This is a genomic window from Microbulbifer maximicatervae (SeqCode), from assembly GCF_052467695.1.
In genome coordinates, this window is the sequence record NZ_CP174320.1 from 1,520,253 (window position 1) to 1,540,474 (window position 20,222).

General features: G+C 50.1%; 16 protein-coding genes. 6 read left to right on the forward strand and 10 right to left on the reverse strand.

Translation table 11 applies throughout. The features are described from left to right. Positions 1 to 112: 112 nt before the first annotated feature. The gene (locus ACJJI8_RS06625) at positions 113 to 676 is read left to right on the forward strand and encodes a lipocalin family protein (protein WP_444906728.1); all 564 of its coding nucleotides are present in this window, start codon (positions 113 to 115) and stop codon (positions 674 to 676) included. Here the strand turns inward: ACJJI8_RS06625 and ACJJI8_RS06630 are convergent. The 10 genes from ACJJI8_RS06630 to ACJJI8_RS06675 form a co-directional block, all read right to left on the reverse strand. Then, complete coding sequence (locus ACJJI8_RS06630) at positions 665 to 2,356, reverse strand: hypothetical protein (RefSeq protein ID WP_444934589.1); 1,692 nt, start codon at positions 2,354 to 2,356, stop codon at positions 665 to 667. The two genes, ACJJI8_RS06625 and ACJJI8_RS06630, sit on opposite strands and share 12 nt — an antisense overlap. Beyond that, positions 2,353 to 4,581, reverse strand: a complete 2,229-nt coding sequence (locus ACJJI8_RS06635) for a hypothetical protein (protein ID WP_444934590.1) — start codon at positions 4,579 to 4,581, stop codon at positions 2,353 to 2,355. Before ACJJI8_RS06635 ends, ACJJI8_RS06630 begins: the two co-directional genes overlap by 4 nt. Beyond that, on the reverse strand, positions 4,574 to 5,794 hold the full coding sequence (locus tag ACJJI8_RS06640) for a BatA domain-containing protein (RefSeq protein ID WP_444934591.1): 1,221 nt from the start codon (positions 5,792 to 5,794) through the stop codon (positions 4,574 to 4,576). The genes ACJJI8_RS06635 and ACJJI8_RS06640 overlap by 8 nt, the downstream gene beginning before the upstream one ends. A 1-nt stretch (position 5,795) precedes the next feature. Then, positions 5,796 to 6,698, reverse strand: a complete 903-nt coding sequence (locus ACJJI8_RS06645) for a DUF58 domain-containing protein (protein ID WP_282930461.1) — start codon at positions 6,696 to 6,698, stop codon at positions 5,796 to 5,798. 5 nt (positions 6,699 to 6,703) lie between these two features. Then, positions 6,704 to 7,702, reverse strand: a complete 999-nt coding sequence (locus tag ACJJI8_RS06650) for an AAA family ATPase (protein WP_444934592.1) — start codon at positions 7,700 to 7,702, stop codon at positions 6,704 to 6,706. A 2-nt stretch (positions 7,703 to 7,704) separates the two neighbouring features. After that, positions 7,705 to 8,430, reverse strand: coding sequence for a DUF4159 domain-containing protein (locus ACJJI8_RS06655; protein ID WP_444934593.1), 726 nt, complete (start codon positions 8,428 to 8,430; stop codon positions 7,705 to 7,707). A 214-nt stretch (positions 8,431 to 8,644) separates the two neighbouring features. Then, positions 8,645 to 10,276, reverse strand: coding sequence for a TldD/PmbA family protein (locus tag ACJJI8_RS06660; protein WP_444934594.1), 1,632 nt, complete (start codon positions 10,274 to 10,276; stop codon positions 8,645 to 8,647). A 27-nt stretch (positions 10,277 to 10,303) separates the two neighbouring features. Next, entirely contained in the window at positions 10,304 to 11,635 is a 1,332-nt protein-coding gene (locus ACJJI8_RS06665) for a TldD/PmbA family protein (RefSeq protein WP_444895545.1), read from the reverse strand. Positions 11,636 to 11,670: 35 nt separating this feature from the next. Then, positions 11,671 to 13,302: a TldD/PmbA family protein gene (locus ACJJI8_RS06670; protein WP_444892495.1), complete on the reverse strand. Its 1,632-nt coding sequence runs from the start codon at positions 13,300 to 13,302 to the stop codon at positions 11,671 to 11,673. A gap of 196 nt (positions 13,303 to 13,498) precedes the next feature. Beyond that, positions 13,499 to 14,911: a nicotinate phosphoribosyltransferase gene (locus ACJJI8_RS06675; protein ID WP_444915068.1), complete on the reverse strand. Its 1,413-nt coding sequence runs from the start codon at positions 14,909 to 14,911 to the stop codon at positions 13,499 to 13,501. A 735-nt stretch (positions 14,912 to 15,646) separates the two neighbouring features. Here ACJJI8_RS06675 and ACJJI8_RS06680 point away from each other — a divergent pair. From ACJJI8_RS06680 to ACJJI8_RS06700, 5 genes are all read left to right on the forward strand, one after another. Next, entirely contained in the window at positions 15,647 to 16,309 is a 663-nt protein-coding gene (locus tag ACJJI8_RS06680) for a PspA/IM30 family protein (RefSeq protein WP_444915067.1), read from the forward strand. Beyond that, a complete protein-coding gene (locus ACJJI8_RS06685; RefSeq protein WP_444934595.1) occupies positions 16,309 to 16,962 on the forward strand; it encodes a YqiJ family protein in 654 nt (217 codons plus the stop codon). Before ACJJI8_RS06680 ends, ACJJI8_RS06685 begins: the two co-directional genes overlap by 1 nt. Further along, the gene (locus ACJJI8_RS06690) at positions 16,963 to 18,672 is read left to right on the forward strand and encodes a flotillin family protein (RefSeq protein ID WP_444934596.1); all 1,710 of its coding nucleotides are present in this window, start codon (positions 16,963 to 16,965) and stop codon (positions 18,670 to 18,672) included. Positions 18,673 to 18,793: 121 nt separating this feature from the next. After that, the gene (locus ACJJI8_RS06695) at positions 18,794 to 19,357 is read left to right on the forward strand and encodes a TFIIB-type zinc ribbon-containing protein (protein ID WP_444934597.1); all 564 of its coding nucleotides are present in this window, start codon (positions 18,794 to 18,796) and stop codon (positions 19,355 to 19,357) included. Between the two features lie 310 nt (positions 19,358 to 19,667). Next, positions 19,668 to 20,036: a hypothetical protein gene (locus tag ACJJI8_RS06700; protein ID WP_444906718.1), complete on the forward strand. Its 369-nt coding sequence runs from the start codon at positions 19,668 to 19,670 to the stop codon at positions 20,034 to 20,036. Positions 20,037 to 20,222 lie beyond the last annotated feature (186 nt).

The window sequence follows — 20,222 nt, forward strand, 5'->3', positions numbered from 1 at the left end:
ACCCTGGCGGTGGTTTTTTTATGGGTGAAATACAGATTCCCGAAACTATCCTGATCTTGTGAAACCCCTGCCTTCTATTCTGACTTGAGGGGAGCTTGCTGGGAGTGGCTAGATGAAGCTGTTTTCACTGGGTGTATTACTGATTTCCTTTTTCTGGCTGGGTGCCTGTACCCGGGTGCCGGAGGGGGTTGAGCCTGTCCAAAACTTCCAGCTTCAGCGATATTTAGGTCACTGGTATGAGATTGCTCGATTGGATCACTCATTCGAGCGCGGCCTGACCCAGGTAACTGCCGACTACAGTCTCAACCATGATGGTTCTGTCGCGGTGATTAATACCGGCTATTCAAAAGCGCGTGATGCCTGGCAAATGGCGGAGGGGAGGGCCGAGTTTGTCGGCCCGAAAAATGTGGGCCATTTGAAAGTCTCTTTTCTTGGCCCCTTTTACTCATCTTATATCGTGATTGCTCTATCGGATGACTACCAATACGCGATGGTATCTGGCTACGATAAATCCTATCTGTGGATATTGTCCCGCACCCCAACCATGCCCAAGGATGTGTTGGAGCAGTTTTTACAGAAGGCCAAAGCTTTGGGGTATCCCGTCGACCAGATGATATTTCCCAAGCAAGAGGCTAAGCCCGGAAATAAGCCCTCGGTGCAGCCCTCAGGGTCGTGATCTGTTCAAAAGCCTGCGTTCCCGCCACCAGCTTATACACACTAGTAACAGCAATATAAGGGCCGGCCATTGGCGCCCCAACAAAACCCTGTTTGCCTGATTATTTGCTTCTGGCCCCAAACGTGCGGCAGCCATTAGTTGGGTTTCCCTGGCATTCAGGGACTGCTGCCATAGAGGCCAGTCCTCTTTGGCAAAGATATAGAAGTCTAGTACCGACTCCCCTTCCAATTCAGTCCAAAGCTGGTGCCAACCTGAATTTTGGGGCCAGAAGCTGTAGCACTGACCCTGGGAACTTCTGCTTGCGGCGATTCCTTTGGTAGAGCGGGAGCTATCTTGAAACTCTGATAAGAATGGACTCTGATCAGAAAAAAGTGGGCTGCATAGGGTGATGCGTTCTTGTGTACGCGGTAACTCATTGGAGAGGATTACTGGCTGCTGACTACCCAAATGCTTGAGTTGGTAATCAATAATGGACTTCCACAGGCTGGCGAATTCAGTAGTAAAGCCACTGGTTAGCCAGCGATGGCTGTCACTAAATAGGATAAACCCCAGGTGTTGTGTCTCAGTCGAACGCCCCCAGAAATGTGGGGACTCTCCATTGCCCAGTAAAAAGTCGTAGGAGCCGGGCTGTGTGACTTTGAAGCCAAGATTACGCAGTGGGGGAATCTCTGGATTGTCCGCTTTTTGGTAGCCAAAGCCGGAATGTAAGTGGGTGGCTTCTTCCTTTTGTAGAGGCATGGATTGGGCAGCAGCGTACTGGAGAAACTCTTCAGAGCTATCGCTAGTGACTAACCACAACAGTGACTTTGTAGTGGCCAGCTCGTTGAGCTGACGCTTTTGCAGAGCAGAAAATTGTGGCCACAAACTGCTGTCGAGTATCACTAAATCGAAGGGACTTTCATTCGTGAATAAATCTGCAGACCCGGTAAGTGGAAGGCCGTTGAGAGTTTCTTTTCTACTAATTTCAGGTGCCAACTGGGTCATCACTTGTGCTGTTACACCGGATTGGCGCAGCCAGCGAGAGAGGGCTGCCGTCTCAAAAGAGGGGCGTGCCAGCCACAGTAATAATTTGGGTTGGAGCGGTTCTCGCACCAGGATGGGTAAGGGAACTGTATGGGTTTCGCCGGCTTCGCTTTCCGTCCGTACCCGGTATAGCTGGGGGCCCGCGAGTTTTGGAGTGGCAGTGAGTTGTGCCTGAATTGTTTCTCCCACTTTCAGCTCAAGACTGTCTTCAATATGGCCGTAGGGATTGAGCAGGCTAATTTTTACGTTTTCAGTCAGTGGCTGGTTGTTGTGAACCTTTAACTTTAAAGAATCACCAAAGGTAATTTGCCGCTGCCAGTCCAATTCCCAGCGGCCATCAGATTCCAGGATCTTCGATAACTCCAGACGCACCGGTGCCAGGTCCCGAAGTTTGTCGCGGCCGAGTGGCTCCCCATTGAGAGAGATATTTTCCACACCATTGAGATTTATTGGATGTGAGCTCGCCAGCTGTTTGCTGTTGATAGAGATATTGCGCTCGGTGGGAATGATCGCCGGCGGCTGCCAGAGCATCCAGGCACTCAGCCAAATCGCCAGTTGCAGGCCATAGTCGAACGGCTTGGTACCTCGGCGGCGCAACAGTACGAGTGATGTTAAACAGGCCAACAGGCACAGGCCGGGTATCAAGAAATCAATCACAATGATTTCTCCCCTTGCTGGTGTAGCCAACGGCTGAAATGGCCGTCGGCCTCAGTTTGCAAAGGCAGTGAAGGCGCAGACTCCGGTGCTGGCAGTAGCTGATAGAGCAGCTGATTCAGGGAGTTCGTGCAATCGATGCAATTCGGTTGCTGGTGGCGCTGCTGGTATAAACGCAGCTGTTTGGACAGTTCCAGGCCGAGATCTAATGATTGCTCTGCAGCTAGCTCATTTATCTGCACCAGCAGATCGGTATCGAGTTCGGCGCCAGAGTCTACTTGGGCCATTAGGGCGAGTACCTGTGCTCTTTGTTTTTGTTCAAAGGCACTGTCGACAGTTTCTGGCGCTACGTCTTCCCGTTCACCGCTAAGCCGGCGGCTTTCGTCTATGGGGGGCGCCTCGAACCCGACTCTTTGTAAGTAAATACGCGAAGCCTGCTGTACCTCCTTGATAAAGCGCAGAGCCCGGTGCTGGTGGGGCAGGGAGGCTTGGGGCTCTATAACCGACAGGTCGCGCCAGGAACTCCACATGGCATTCAGCGCGTTGCGCAGTAGCTCCTTGGTTTGGGGATCGAACAGGGTGGCATGCTCTGAGCTGTCATGCCGGTGTCCGGCAGAAGCAGCTATGCGCTCTGCCTGTTGGAAATGGGAGTCTCGCTGTGCAAAGGGAGTGGCATTTTCTTCGCCATGTGATTGGTGCTCACCTTGTTCTGTATGATCGTGGCTATGGCCGTGTTCGGATTCTTCTTTATCATCGTGCTTCTCGCTCTCTGCGCCAGAATGCTCCGCTTCCGAATCCTCTTCGCCGAGAAAGCGGCCGTAGCGCATGCGCAGCAAATTCTGTTCATAGGCTAAACCCTCAGAGCGTTTGCGAAACTCCTGTGGATGCAGCTGCTCTCGCTCTGCTAGTAGGGCCTCGGTGTCAATAATCAGCTGGCGTTGGCTGCGGAAGTACTCCGGTAATATCTTAATCGCCATCCCCTCGCTGTCACTCAGCCCGAAAATCTCTTCTTGCGGCCAGCGCAAGATAAAGTGTTGGCTCTTGGCAACGTTGGCGCTGGGCTCGCGGTTATCCCTGGCCTCCAAATACCAGTAAAGTTCATCTCCCGCTTCCATGGAAAACTGGTGGATGGGCAGGAGGAAATCGTAGCGAGCTGCTTTCTTATCTTCCGAGGAGTTTGTTAATAAAGCAGTGGGTTGCAAACTGGTGAGAGCAATACGCTCTTCGCGAAAGCGTAAATTTTCCCCGGTGCCGCTGGCGAGGGTGACCAATAAATCCGCAGAACTCACCTGGTAATCATCATTAATGATTACTTTCACGGGAATACTTTGAGCGCTGCCTTGAATCGTATCGACGCGCAAGCTGGGTGCCTCAAAGGTAAACTCCGGAGCATTGTCTTTTTGCACCCGAATATTATGAATTTCCGGCAATAGCATTTGGCTCTCCGCGAGTTGCACTGAGAGCTGGTAAAAGTCTGCTTTAGCGATTGTGCGTTGTAATTGCCATTTTTTACTGGGTAGATCACCTAGTGGAGAAAAGGCGAAGCGCTCAGTTTCGGCCAGCATTTCCAGCCCTTGCACCGGTTGATTCAATTCAAGTTGCCACTCGACCGCAGACTGCTCCGGCACGTCGACTTGTAGGGATTGGCTGTCGGCTGCGAGCCCAGTGTAGGCGGGCGGCTGGATATGGGTTGCCGCGCGGGTTATGGCGAGCTTTTCGGCAACGGGAATAGCCGTATTTTGTTGCGTGGTCTCAGTTTTATCCCCGGTGAAGTGAGAATCGCTCAGTACAAATAACAATAGTCCCAGGCAGGCACCAAAAGCATTTGTCAGGGTACTGCGGAGTTTTTTTGGACCGAAAAACGACCGGTCGCCACTTTCCAGCAGTTGTTGCAGCTCTGTTTCGATACGCGTGCGCTGTAATTGCTGCAATGGACTTAGGTTGGTTTTCTGTTGGCTAAGCAACTGGCTGCTGTCTTGCAGCTGTGGATATTGTCCATCCAATTGTCGACATAGGCTTTCAGGGCTTGGGCGCCAGCTGCGATCCAATAGAATTGCTACAACAATAATTCCGAGCCAGGCGAGCAATAGCCACTGTGGCCAGCCGAATACAAAAATGCCCAAGCCCGCCAGAAGGCTGAGGCCAGTGGCAAGCCAGAGATAGGGCCACAGGGCTGTCAGTTGCCAGCGCCTGCGCACAGCGTTAAGGGTGGACTGGTGCTTATGCATGGTCGGCCTCCCTATTACTATCGATTGCCATGATGGCTGGGGGACGAGATAGGGCAATTAGGCGTTCAAAAGCCAGAAGTAACAGTAGGGCGGCTATTAACCAGGGTTGCAGTTGTTCAATACGGCGGTTTTCTACCTCGCTGTCTTCTACAGGAAGGCCTGCCCCAGCTATGTCTGCCACTACTTTATTGGCAGACCAGTGGCCACGATTTTGGTGTTGCAGAGCCCAGTCTTGCCCAGACCAGTGCTGCCATAAACGTTCAGGTAAATCTGCGCGGCGATAAAAGGCCTCGCTGTACCAGTCACTTTCGTAGCGCAGCCAACTTCCCCGTCCCACTGAGGCCGCTTGAGCTGACTGGCTGTTATCCACAGCAACGAAGTTGAGATTATCGGCAGGGGGGATGCTGTTGTCGGTGATTAACAGGCTGCCATCTGAAACAAATTCCAGCACGGCTTGTGGCAGGGGAGCGGGGCCCGTGTAGATCAACCAATCTGCCTGCTCGGCATTGGGTGTCTCTTCTTGTTCCTGAATATGCACCGATAGTCTCGGCATATTGCTTTGCCAGTCTTCCAGCACTGGCGCCCACCAGCTGGGTGGTTTGCCCATTAAAGCGATACTCGGTAATACCGGGCTCGGAGCTATGGATGTTTTGTCGAGGCCGTGCCACTGCCAATGGGGACTGACTCTTAGTGCCTGGTGGGATGCTGGAACCCCGTTGTTTATCAACAGGATATGAGCCCTGCGCAAATCCGCCCGGCGTGATAGTACTGATAGAGTTTTCCACAGGTCCACATTTTGTGGTGGGGGTGAGGTTACGGAAGGTGTTTCTGGGGATAACCACAGTACTTTATAACCTTCCCCGACAAGCTGTGGCAGTGAATTGTGGATAAATGTATTCGCTTCGCCCGCCCCAATTCTGGGGTCTACCAGTATCACGCCCTCTTGGGGATAAATTTCCCGTTTAATCAGCGGCTGTGCCAATAAACCTGCCAGCAGTACGACGATTAGCAGGCGCAATAGCAGCAACCACTTGTTATCCACAATAGGGCGGCGCGCGCGACTCTGTGAATATCTTTGTACCCATTGCAGCGCAGCAAAGGAGATCTGCTGTGGATTACTTCGGCGCAGCAAATGAATGGCGATAGGGATAATCAGGGCTGTGAATAGCCATAGCCACTGTGGGGATTGAAATAAGTTATTTATCCACAACATCTCAGCACAACCTGCCGTGCAGCTGAATAAATTGCCGCAGTGACTTTTCCACAGGCTTCTCGATAAGGTCGGTCTGCAGTGAACACTCCTGTGCGGCAAAGCGTGCTTTTAACTCGCTCTGTGCTTGAGCAAAAGTATCCAGGTAAGACTGGCGTTGCCGCTCGGCGTCTACTTCTAAAGTTGCGGGCGTACCGGCGCTTACTTCTGGATTGAGCAGCTTTAGCTCTCCGACAAAAGGAAAAGTCTGCTCGGCTTCAACTAACAACTGCAGTGGCAGGCAGGGGCGGCCGGCGGCATGCAGGCGTGCGGCAAAATCGCCGATCTCATTGCCCTGTTGAAAAAAATCACTCAGTAACACCACCTGACAGGGGCGTTCAAAGTATTGCCACAGCGGCGCCAGTTGAGCGCGATCTGGCCAGTGGCCGCTGGCGTCGAGTTGTTGTAGCTGAAGAGCGATTTGACGCTGGTGGCTCTCGCCCTGGCCTTCGGGCACATAAACCGTTCTGCTACTGTTAAACGCCAATAGGGAAAAGCTGTCTCCCTGGGCGTTGAGCAGCCAGCACAGGCTGGCGATCCAGCACTTGGCGTAATGCAGTTTATTCAGGCTGGGTTCGATAAAACTTGCCTGGCCCAGGGAGGCGCTGCTATCGAGTACAAAGCACACGTGCATACGGCTCTCCTGCTCGGTCTCGCGCACATAGTAGCGATCGCTGCGGGCGAACAGTTTCCAGTCGATATGGCGGATGGAATCACCCGCTTGATAACCTCGGTATTGGTGAAATTCCAGGCCGGTGCCACGGCGCTGGCTGTGTTGCACACCGAGCATTACGCCCTCGGCGATATGCCGCGACAGCCATACCAGATCGCGACAACTGGCCAGGGTTTTGGGGGACAGGTATTCCACGCTGATCAGTCCCGGCCCGGTTCCGGCACCGCCGTCAGTAATTCATCAATCAGCTGTGGCATCTGCACGCCATCGGCCTGGGCCTGGAAGCTGAGCAGCACCCGGTGGCGCAGCACTGGCAGTAACAGGCTGCGGATATCCTCGCGGGTGATGGCGAGGCGTCGTTGCAAAAGGGCGCGGGCCTTGGCGGCGAGAATCAGAGCCTGCCCCGCGCGGGGACCGGCCCCCCACTTGATCCATTGTTGCAGGGTATCGCTGCCGCTGGTTTCTATACGGGTAGCGCGCACTAGTGCCGCCACGTAGCGGTATAAATCGTCGCTGACATGAATTTCCCGCACCAGTTGCTGCATTTCGCGCAATTGCTCCGCATCCAGGCTGGGGCTGGGTTTGACCCTGCTGGCACCGGTGGTGGAGCGCAGGATTTCAACTTCATCCCGCTCATCGGGATAGTCGATATGAATATTTAACAGGAAGCGGTCCAGCTGAGCTTCCGGCAGCGGATAGGTGCCGGCCTGCTCGATGGGGTTTTGTGTGGCCAGTACGAAATAAGGATCGGGCAATTTCAGTGTTTTACCGCCCACGGTTACCGAGCCTTCCTGCATGGACTCCAATAGGGCTGCCTGGGTTTTCGGCGGTGTGCGGTTAATTTCATCGGCGAGCAGGATATTGGTGAAAACCGGGCCCTGCTGGAATTTAAAAAAGCGCTTGCCGGTGCTGTGATCCTCTTCGAGGATCTCACTGCCGAGAATATCTCCGGGCATTAAATCCGGGGTGAACTGTACCCGCTTAAAATCCAGCGCACTGGCATCGGCGAGGGTTTTTACCAGCAGGGTCTTACCCAGCCCCGGCACCCCTTCGAGTAGGGCGTGGCCGCCGGCCAATAGGCAGATCAACATCTGCTCCACTACGGGTTTCTGGCCGACAATCACCCGCGCAATCTCCTGTTGCAGATTGTCGAGGCTGTGCAGTTGTTGTTCGATACTATTTTCCAGGGTGGTCAGCATAATCAGCTCGTCAGTGCGTAAATAACAATGTTCACCGCAAATTTTGTGTTATCGATGGCGAGCCAGCGTTTGTTGCGGTAGTCGTAGTCCCATTCGCAGCCGAAATCTTTGTTGCTGTAGAGCACGGCGATACGGCCGTTTACAACAATGGCTTTCAGGTAGTCGTGTACCAGATCATCACCCCAGCCATTTAATTCAAAGCTGGTTACTGGCAGTTCATCGAATTGAAAGAAACAGCGGTAGAGGCCGTGATCGTCTGGGAGCTTTTGCAGGCAGTCTTTGCCAAAAAGCTCGACCATTTGCGCTTCGAAGGATTTGGCAAAGAGACCGTCGATATCGTGGTTGCAGTCGTCGACAAATACAAAGCCACCGCGATTGACGTAATCGCGGAAATTCTTTGCCTCTTCCGTGGTGAACTGCACCAGCTTGTGTCCGGCCAGGTAGCAGAAAGGCGCCAGCAGCATTTTCTTATCGGCCAGCGGCACTATGTGCTCTTTGGGATCAACCCTGAGATTGGTGTATTCCACCAGTGAATTGAGCAGGTTGGAAGGCATGCGCTGATCCACATCCCAGTCACCGGACTCGTACATCAAGCGGGTGAAATAAAAATCGTAGTGCTCCTGCGCACTACCCGGTGCGGTATTTTGTGCGCCTGTGCCCAGCGGCAGCGCTGCGGCGCAGCTACCCAGGATCAGGCGCTGAAGAAAAGCCTTGCGGGTGAGGGACACGGGATAACTCTGTTACTGCGTTGGTTTTTATTGTTGAGAGCAAAGGAAAGAAGGTGCTCCGTTCGAGACACGCTGTAAATACATCCCTGTACGCTCGTAATCGGCATCCATGCCTCATACGGTCTCGAACGGAGCACCTTCTTTCCTTCTGCCCATTTATTTTCAATGCTGGGAGCTGACTGGTTTGCTGGCCAGTTCCCGCCTGGATTAATGGCTAGCCCAGCTTGCGCTTGGTGTTAATCACATTGATCCCGTCGAAGCGTGCAGTGGAACTACCGTGAGATACCGCACTGGTTTGCATCGGCTGTCCCTTACCGTCAAAGAAGGAACCACCCAAGCGGTAATCATCTTTGTCGCAGACTTGCGAACAGGCATTCCAGAATTCCTGGGTGTTGGACTGGTAAGCGACGTCCTCCACCATGCCGGTAATCTTGCCGTCTTCAATCTCGTAGAACAGCTGTCCACCGAACTGGAAGTTGTAGCGCTGCTGGTCGATGGAGAAGGAACCGGCACCCACAATATAAATGCCCTTTTCCACATCCTTGATCATATCGTCAACACTCAGCTCCTCCTTGCCAGGCAACAGTGAAACGTTGGACATGCGCTGGAATTGCACGCTGGACCAGCTGTCTGCGTAGCAGCAGCCGTGGGATTTCTTTTGCCCCAGCATATGTACCTGGTCGCGGGTGGCCTGGTAGTTCACCAGTATGCCGTCTTTTACCAGATCCCAGTTGCGGGTCTTCACGCCTTCATCGTCGTAGCCGACGGCGCCGAGAGAGCCGGGCTGTACCTTATCGGCAAACAGGTTGACCTTGTCGCTGCCGTATTGGAATTTGCCGCTGCGCCATTTATCGATAGTGGCGAAAGAGGTACCGGCAAAATTGGCCTCGTAGCCGAGCACGCGGTCCAGCTCCAGTGGGTGGCCGACGGATTCGTGGATGGTGAGCCAGAGGTGGCTTGGGTCCAGCACCAGGTCGTACTTGCCCGGTTTGACCGATTTAGCCGTGAGCTTTTCCTTGGCTTGTTGCGCCGCCAGGCGTGCGTCTTCGGCCATATCGTAGGAGTCGCGGTAGAGCACTGTCTGCGCTTGGATCTTGTCTTCGGCGCGGCCATCCAGGTATTCAAAGCCGCGTCCTACCGGCTGGCTGAGGCCCTGGCGGGTACGGAAGCCGCCAGTTTTCTTGTCCACTGCGGTGACCGAGAAGGGCGCCCACAAACGGTGGACATCCTGGTCGATATAGGAGCCGTCGGTAGAGGCAAAATACTTTTGTTCATTCACCAGGTACAACATGGAATTGATATAGCTGGCGCCGGCATCCATAGCGGACTTGTTCACGTCCATTAACAGGTCCACCTTGTCGGCCAGGGGGATCTGCATAGCGTTTTTCTGGATCGGTGTCTGCCAGCTCACCTCGCCGTGGCCTTTTACCGGAGCCAGCTGTACTGGCTCCTGCTGGTACTTGGAGTTGGCCTTGGCGGTAGCTACTGCCTGGCGGGTGGCGCGAGCGACGCCATCGGCTGTCAGGTCATTGGTGGCAGCAAAGCCCCAGGTGCCGTTGGCAATAACCCGAATCCCCATGCCGATAGATTCGGTGTTCACCACGTCCTGCACTTTCATCTCGCGGGTGATCACGTATTGGTTCAGGTAGCGACCAATACGCACATCGGCATAAGTGGCGCCGAGTTTAGTGGCGGTATTCAGGGCGACATCGGCAAATTCTTTTTTTACAGAGAGATCAATACCGCTTTGTGTCAGTTTGCTCTCGGCGACCAGATTGCCGGACAGCGGCAACATGGAAACACCCAGGCCGGCACCGCTGAGCTGGAGAAATTTTCTTCTTTCCATTTCGTTATCCTCGATGGGTGCTGGCTGTTATACGGCGTCGGAAAGGCTGCTGAAGGTGAAGTCGCGCACTTTCAACGCGGGAATCATGGCGGACATGCCCCACATACCCACTCGCTGGGGGACGCCCATATCTTCGATATTGTTGAGCATGATTACCGGGCTCTCGTTGAAGCGGAAGTTCTTCACCGGGTATTTGATCTTGCCGTTTTCGATATAGAAGGTGCCGTCGCGGGTGAGGCCGGTGAGCAGCATGGACTGTGGATCGACCATACGGATATACCAGGTGCGGGATACCAAAATACCGCGGCGGGTATTTTTGATCAGTTCTTCGGTGGTTTTATCGCCGCCGATCATAATCAGGTTGTTGGGTTCGGGGACCACTTCGCCTTTGCTTTGCTCGGCCCAGTAGCGGCTGCGCGCCAGGTTTTTCACTACGCCGTCTTTCACCCATTCGGTGCGTCCCAGCTGCATAAAGTCACCGTCGGTCCAGGGTTGAGCCGGCACATCGAGACTGGTGGGGTCGGAGTAGAAATTTACGCGCTTGTCGAACATCTTCTCGCCGGTCCGGTTGCCGCCGCCCTTTTTGCTCATAAAGCTGCGGCCTTCGTCGGCACTGCGCGCATCGAAGCCGCTCATCATGTAACCCACCAGGCCGGACACCGCATTGGGCTCAAGGATCACGGTGTACTTGCCCGGTTCCAGGGCACGGGCTTCCTGGGACAGGACCGCTTTGTCGATGGCGACAGAGGAGGTGCTGCCGGTATTCATTGCACCGAAATCGGTAACGTCACTTTCGGCCCAACCAGAACCCAGGCCATTCTCGGTGCGCATAGTTACAGTGAAATTGGCAGAGGTAGAAGCGTGGTAGCCGAACAAGCGTTTACTGGTGGCGACTGCAGCAAAAGAGCGCTGGTCTTCCAGGTAACCTGCGGCAACCACTTTCTTTTCCTTGGCTGCAATAATGGAATCTGCCGCAGCCTTGGCGCGCTGGTCTGGAGTGATATCTGCAGTGGACTTGGCGAAGCCGTCTACGCTGACATATTTCTGCGGTCCCAGCATCGGCATGGCTTCCGGGTTTTCCGGAGATAGCTTGGCCAACTCTTCGGCGCGACGCATCACTTTTTCCAGGGAGGCATCACTGAATTCATTGATAGTGGCCACACCGGATTTCTTGCCGAAACGGGCTTCTACGGCCAGCTCGATATCATTGACGATACCACTGGTGGAAACGCTGTTGCGCGCGTAGCGAATATTGCCGGTTTCGCTGCCGGCCAGCTGCGCGCTGGCTTCATCAGCGCGGCTGTATTTTAAAACCTTGTCGAGAATACGCTTCGCTTCACTTCTACTCAGAATGGCCATTGCCTTTTCTCCAATTACTTATTCTTGTGCGCCGCTCAGGAAATCTTGCGCTTGGTATTGATTACATTAATTTGGTCAAAACGAGTGGTGGAACAGCCGTGGGAGACTGCACTCACCTGGCTCGGCTGGCCCTTGCCATCGAAGAAGGTTCCGCCCAAGCGGTAATCGCTGCTGTCGCAAATCGCCGAGCAGGAATTCCAGAATTCCTGGGTATTGGACTGGTAGGCGACGTCCTCAACCTGGCCGACGATCTCGCCGTTTTTGATCTCGTAGAACAGCTGCCCGCCGAATTGGAAGTTGTAGCGCTGCTGATCGATGGAATAAGAGCCGCGTCCGACAATGTAAATGCCTTTTTCCACATCGCGGATCATGGATTTTGCCGAGTATTCTTTTTCGCTTGGCGCCAAAGAGACATTGGGCATGCGCTGGAACTGCACACTGGACCAGCTATCGCCATAGCTACAACCGTGGGATTCCTTTTGGTCGATCATATGCACCTGATCGCGGGTAGCCTGGTAGTTCACCAGGATGCCATCTTTTACCAAGTCCCAACGCTTGGTTTTTACCCCCTCGTCGTCATAGGCGACGGCACCGAGGGAGCCCGGTTGCACCTTGTCGGCAAACAGGGTGACCTTATCGCTGCCGTACTGGAATTTACCGCTGCGCCACTTATCCAGGGTGGCGAAGGAAGTTCCCGCATAGTTGGCCTCGTAACCCAGCACGCGGTCCAGCTCAAGAGGATGGCCCACAGATTCGTGGATGGTCAGGCACAGATGTGAGGGTTCCAGTACCAAATCGTACTTGCCCGGATCGATGGACTTGGCTGACAGCTTGGCTTGGGCTTGCTCGGCTGCGAGCACTGCATCCTCGGCCATATCATAGGAAGCTTTGTAGAGCGTGGTCTGACCGCGAATCTTGTCTTTGTCGTGACCGGCCAGGTATTCATAGCCTCTCCCCACTGGGTCACTGAGACCGTTGCGAGTCTTGAAAGCACCGCTCTGCTTATCAACAGCGGTCACCTGCATAGGTGCCCATAGGCGATGGACATCCTGGTCAATATAGGAGCCGTCGCTAGAAGCAAAGTACTTTTGCTCATTCACCAAATACAGGGAAGAGCGGATATAGCTGGCCCCAGCTTTGAGTGCCCCATTGTTAACATCCATCAGGAAATCGACTTTTTCACTGATGGGGACCTGCAGGGCATTTTGTTCGATAGGTGTCTGCCAGGAAACCTCGCCCACGCCTTTTACCGGTGCCAAACGCACGGGCTCGGTTTGGTACTTGGCATTGGCCTTAGCTACGGCAACTGCTTGGCGCGCGGCAAGGGCGACGCCATCCGCTGTAAGGTCGTTGGTGGCGGCGAAGCCCCAGGTACCATTGGCGATCACACGAATACCAGCGCCAAGGGATTCTGTGTTGACGATATTCTCCACGTTGGTTTCGCGGGTCATAACGTACTGGTTCAGATAGCGGCCGATACGCACATCGGTATAACTGGCCCCGGCTTTGCGCGCGGTATTCAGGACTACATCAGCCAGGTGTCTTTTATGGGAGCTGTGCATGCCCTCATTGAGCAGCTGCTCCGCGCTGACCTGAATGCCCTGTAGAGGCAACAAAATACCACTGGAGCCGACGCCGGCGATCTTGAGGAATTTTCTTCTTTCCATTGGCTACCTTTTCCCACGAGAGCACGAGCACTCTCTCGGGTACTTATTGTTATTACGACTGACGCTGGAGGCCTTGTGTGCACGGAGGTCAGACTTTGGATACGCACAACTAACAGGACCAACCTAAAGTTGTAAAGTACTCGCTCGGTAAAGTGAAGTTTCGTAGGGGTAAGACGTTGTGAGGGTGGAACGGGAATCAGAGGGCAGCATTTCTTCGAACTTTGTCGAAAGTAATGTCCTTAAGCAGAATACCGTTGCGGTAAACCGGCCTCAGCAGGTTAGCTTCTGATTTTAGATCGCTCTGTGCAATAGTTCGAAGTGCACCATCATCGCCGCGAATCAAGGCAAGGCGGCCACCCTTGGACCTTTTCTCGGGCCCGGTTCTCGGATTCTTAAAAATATCGTACCAACTGCCATTGATACAGATAGCGCTGGCCTTCATTGCAAACCCCATCATATCGCGGTCAACTTTTTGTAGTAATCCTCCACCCATACCAAAGGTCAGATTTTCTGTGCTTTGATTGTTTTCTTTCATTGCTTGGAGAATTTTCGGGATTACAAAGCGGGTGATACCATCTCCTTGTATAACTCGAATAAAGGGGGGTAGTAATCGATACCCTTTTTTATTCTTCTGCGAGCCAAATATTCGCATCAACCTTTCTATTGCTTCTATCACGACTTTCTCTGGGTTGCCGGAGTCAGGCCTTATTACTAATGTGCCGCCACTTTGAGTAACTTTATCCTTTAATTTTTTCCCCCAGATATTCTCTATAGCATTCCACAAATCGTAGCTATCGCTGACAACAGCCACAGTTTTTCCTTCCCCAGAAAATTGCTCAAGTATATTACGGTAAGCATCTTCCTCATGCTGCTGTCCCCAAGCGATAATTGTGCTGTGTTCAGCGGCGGGAATGGAAGCTCCAGGTACAGCGGCGTTGTAAAATCTTTTTGCGGCTAATATTCCGGATATCGTATCAGTCCCCTTAAAATTAACTAAGTGAGCCATGCCTCCCAGCATGGCTGTTTCGAGACTGCTGGCTCCCCGAGCCCCGAAATCATGTAAACGAAATTCCAGCGTATCCAGATTTTCCGCTGTTTCAAATAAATACTGTGAGATAATTTTCTTTATTTCGCGGCTCTGGGTAGCTACGGTTGATGGATACCAGATACTCCGTAAAAGTGCAGTTTCAATATAAGTGGTGAGCCAAAAGCAGGAGGGGCAGGTATTAACAACCTGAGCTAAAACATTGGTTACTGGAATAACTTGTCCTTCTTCTATCGCTGTAATTTCAAGGGGCATTAAACCATTGTGGTCGTTTAAAATATGATTCCATCCATCACGGTTAAATGGCAGTCCATGGGGTTTTAAAATATTTTCAGCTTCATTAATTTGATGAAAACTGATGGGGGTGCTTAGGTATTGCTTGATAAACGCCTGCAAGCCAAAGAATACCGTCGACGCAAATTCACCGCCACGACACTCTACATAACTACTAATATGTGATGTTCCTGGGGGGTACTGCAGATAATGACTAGTTTTATAGCTATCGACATTGAGAATAGGATTTCCCAAGCACTTAAAGGATGAATTAGAGCCGGGCGCGTTCATATTTTCAAAACCATAAGTTGGCGTTGATTTTATGTCACTATTTGCCTGCTGTTATAGCGTGTAATTGATTTTTGAATTGTATACCAACCACAATGTTCAGTTTTACAGCGCTAATAGCTGCTACTTAAGCAAAGCATAAAAGCAAGCGACCCACGTTTAAAAACTTGTCATCCACTCATTTTACCTCCTATTGATTGACCTACTCTATTGGTATGTGTACATTTATATGCATGTGAGGCAAAGGAACGTCATGCTCAATGAACTCCAGTAAATTTCGGCGTGTTTACCGGCGGATGACTATGCCTACCATGGTGTCGATCGATCACAGTAGCGCTGTCACACAAAGTAAAAAATGCGTAAATTGGTTGCTGTAGAGAGAGGTTCGGCAGAGCAAAAAAATCTGCCCGGTCATAACTTTCCTGTGTAGAAGCGTTCCTTCCATTAATGACTTATTGTTTGGGAAAAAGTCATCGCAGTTTACTAATTTGAATGATATTGGAATTGCTCGTAGAGAATACGGCATTGATATAATTTAGTATTGATTCCAATCCTATTGCGCTACTTATAAAAACTCTGCTGCAGACTCGTAATACTTTGCGGAAAAATTGTCTTGCCGTCATAGCAGGAAAGCATAAACAGTATCTTTGGTGAGAGATTGGACACTGTTTCGACATCATTTGAAGTTTGTAGCCAATAATAAGGTGGATTTTTCTATTTGGGAGCAGGAGATAAGTTATGAGTGAAGGGTTTATAAAGCGCATATCACGTTTAATCTCTGTGTCCGCCAATGCCGTCGTGGACTCGGTTGAAGCCGCTGCACCAGAGTCAGTGATGGAGCAGGCAATTCGGGAGGTGGATGATGCAATTGCAGATGTGCGAGATCAGCTAGGGAAGGTGGAGGCATCCAAGTATCTAAACAGTAGAGCGTTAAGCGATGAAAATGCTCGTCATAAGCGTTTAGCTGAACAAATTGATATTGCTATAAATGAAGGTCGTGATGATTTGGCTGAAGTCGCCATTGCCAAACAAATGGATATTGAGGCGCAACTTCCAATTTTAGAAAAAGCGATCAATGAAAATGAGATAGAAATAAAGGAACTAGGTTCCTATATTCTTGCCCTGCAAGGTAAGAAACGTGAAATGCGTGAGCAGTTACAAGATTTTATTGCAGTCAATAAAAAGGTAAGTAGTAGAGTTACTGCGGATGAATATGGCAGGGATAGAAAGCCAAAAGCCCAGGTAGAACAAGCTACCGATGCATTTAATCGAGCAGTAGGTAATACAGCTATATCGACATTTGACTCTGGGATAGATGCCAGCAAATTAGCAGAACTTGAGGAGTTCGCGCGAAATAATCGTGTGAAAGAACGTTTAGCCAAGATTAAATCGGGGGGCTGATGATATTTTTATTGCAAGACCAAAACCTGATCTTTATCGGTGCGCTGATTTTAATGTTTATGATAGCGCTTCTTGAAGGCATCATGACATTGATTGGTGTTGGTATTTCAGATTTACTGGATAATTTATTACCAAATTTTGATGTTGACGTGCCAGATACAGGGTTGTCTGGGGGGATGACTAAGCTGCTTGGGTGGTTGCGTTTCGGTGAAGTTCCTGCACTTATACTGCTAGTAACTTTTCTGGTTAGCTTTGGGGTGACGGGCCTAGTAGCCCAAATGCTCATAGAGTCTCTTGTTGGGTATTTATTGCCGAGCGGTTTACTTGCTGTGGCAGTCTTTTTTCTTGCGCTACCTCAGGTACGTTTTGTTGGCAACATTATGCGGCGCTTTGCTGTGGGTGATGAATCCGAGGCAGTTGAGAGAAATTCCTTTATAGGCCGTGTAGCGATTATTACGATCGGTAAAGCAGAAATCGGTTCACCAGCAGAAGCGCGTTTTAGTGATGAATACGGAACCACACACTATGTAATGGTGGAACCGGATGAAAGTGAAACATTTAATCAGGGGGATAAGGTGTTACTGGTTGAAGAGCTGGGAGCACATTTTCGAGTAACACGCCCCACCAGCATACATCTTATAGAGAATAACTAAATGGAGAAACTAGCAGTGATAGGAAATTTTTCGTTTTTATTATTTATTGGCGGTACCATATTAGTGGCCTTGATTGTTATCGGGGCTATATTTGCACGCCTGTATACCAGAGCCTCGAAAGAGCGCTCATTTGTACGGACCGGTATGGGCGGGCAAAAGGTTATTATGAATGGTGGCGCACCTGTATTTCCGGTTTTGCATGAAATCATTCCGGTAAACATGAACACTTTGCGTCTGGCGGTTTCCCGTAAAGAGCATCAAGCGCTGATTACCAAGGACCGCATGCGTGTTGATGTACTTGCTGAATTTTATCTGCGAGTAAAGCCGGATGTAGATGCGATAGCTAATGCTGCACAGACTTTGGGGCTGCGTACTTTAGACCCCGAAGCGTTAAAGGAAATGATCGAGGGTAAATTTGTTGATGCATTGCGCTCGGTAGCTGCAGAAATGGAAATGGCGGAGCTACACGAGCAGCGCAGCCAGTTTGTACAAAAAGTTCAGCAGGTAGTTTCCGAAGATCTATTAAAAAATGGATTGGAACTCGAGGCTGTATCTTTGACCGGTTTGGATCAAACCCATAAAGAATTCTTCAATCAGGATAATGTGTTTGATGCCGAGGGCCTCGCCAGCATGACCCGCTCTATTGAGGTGCGCCGTAAAGAGGTCAATGATGTAGAACAGGAAACCATGGTGCAGATCGAGAAGAAAAACCTCGAAGCTGAACGCCAGAAATTAGAAATTGAAAAAGAAAAACGTTACGCACGTCTGGAGCAACAGCGCGAGCTGGAAAATCGCGAAGCTGCCCAGAAGGCGGATATTGCCCGTGAACTAGCTGAGCAGGAGCGCGCCGCACGCAAGGCTGAAATTGAAGCCCAGCGCGAAGTGAGCCAATCTCAAATTGCTGCGGAACAGGCAACTAAGTTACTGGAAATCGAGAAAGAGCGTCGCTTGAAAGAGCAAGAGATTGAAGGTGAGCGTATTCTCGATGAGCAGCGTATTTCCAAAGAGAAATCAGTGGAAATTGCCAAGCAGGAACGTGCAATTGCTGTTGCAGAAAAGTCCAAAGAGCAATCTCTTGCGGACCAACAGGCCAACGTAGCTCGAGCTGAAGCAGTAAAAGCCGAAGAGCAAGTTCGCACGGCTCAGGATGTTGAAGTTGCAGAGCGTGATAAGCGCATTGAAATTATCGAAGCTCAAAAAGTAGCGGAGCGTCAGGCCACGGGTATTAAGGTAATGGCCGATGCAGAGAAAGCAGCTGCAGAGGATAAGGCTGAAGCATTGCGCTTGCAGGCTGCAGCTGAAGCTGAGGCTATTCGTATTAAAGTTGAAGCTGATCGTGAAAAATATGCGGTGGATGCTGAGGGGCAGCGCCTGATGAATGAAGCTTTCAATAGCCTTAATGAGGCCCAGATCGCACTTAAGAAGGTGCTCAGTCTGCACGAAAATCTTCCCAATATTATCCGTGAAAGCGTTAAGCCGATGGAAAGTATTGAGGGAATGAAAATTATCTCTGTTGAAGGCTTAAATGGTGTTGATGGTAGAGCAAGCAGCGGCATTTTAGATGGCGAGGCTGAATCCAAAGGACAAAGCTTGCCTGAGGCTCTGGTGGGTAGTGCTCTAAAACACCGAGCTATGGCGCCGCTGGTAGACTCGCTCTTAAAAGAAGCTGGAGTTGGCGACCTCAATAAGACTACTGAGATTGATAGTTAAAACAACGTACATTTTTTAAATTATATAGTACAAAATTAACTATTGTTTTTAGAAATAAATGATTCTTATAGCCCGGTTCTAAATAGGTAGATCCGGGTTATTTTTTATTAAGGTACAAAATATGAAGCGCTGTACCAGCTGTAAAGATGGTGTTCTTAAACCAGGATCTATCGAAGAGTTATTTCGTGGATATACTTGTTCTTCCTGTGAGGGTAACTGGATTCTTATTGAAGATTACTTAAGCTGGAAAATACAAAATCCTGAATACAAATTTCCAGAAGATATTAGTAATCTGAATGATGTGGTCGCCGAAGATACTAAACGAGCTATCTTGTGCCCGGTGTCTGGCTCCATAATGCAAAAGATAAAAATTATTGCTAGTAGTGAGCACCGTATTGATTACAGCACTGTTGTCGGTGGAGTTTGGTTAGATAAAGGCGAGTGGGATTTACTAAAAGCTGAAGGACTTGCTGGCTCACTTAACTTTTTAGTTACTCATGAATGGCAGAAAAAGATCAGGGAGAACAAGGCCCAAGAGACTTTTTCTGAAATGTATCGGAGTAAATTTGGCGATGACTTATATGATAAAGCTAAAGAAGTTCGCAAGTGGCTTAATTCAACCGAACAGAAAGCAGATGTTTTGGCCTATTTAAATGCGGAAGATCCTTACTCTGCTGAACGTTAACGCCTAATCAATATGTCCTGTTCCAGGGAGGCTGACTAACGTGGCTTCCCTGAAATATTAGCTCCATTGTACTCTCATGTAAAAACAGATTTATTTTCAATCGATCATATCCGGAAAAATTACAGATTTAATTTGGTTACATTGTTTTTTTGAATTAATGGAATTTAATTGTCTTGATTTGATAACTGGTTAGCTTATTTTTATGGCGTATTTTTGGAGTCGTATAGGAAGCGCAACTGTTCAATGATAACCTCAATTTCGTTGTTTACTTAAAAAAATAATAGAGACATTTAAATTTAAGGTTAGGTATATGGATATCAAAAAATTATTACTGGCAAGTTTACTATTAGTGGGTGCATCTATTTCGTTGCCTGCGCTATCTGCTAATCTTGTGTGTCAGCTCAATGTAAAGTCTGGAGGTCAAGTTTTTGGCAATGGCACCTCTAGCTGCACGGGGATAGACTTTAGTTTTGGAAATTCCACCTCTGGTAAATGGACTATTACGAATATAACCAAGTCTATTGATCGAATAAATTGGATAAAAGGTTGTAGTTCAGGCCTCTCATGCAGTGTGACAGTAAGAGCCTATTCAACAAATCAAGGCCAAGCATATATTCACTATGTTGATGGCAGTATTGAGTATGTGAGTGCTGATATGTGGTATGAAACAGGTCATTAACCTGTGGTATTTGGCGCCGAATTTAATTCGGCGTCAAATATAATATATGTATTGCGGTATGCCTGCTGGACTTAAAGTATAAATGCGCCATATTGAAGTTTAATAATTATCCTCAGTGTCTTCACCCTAATGCTGTTTGTTCCGCATCCTAATGACTCTTAAATTAGGTTGGCAGATTTACTCATC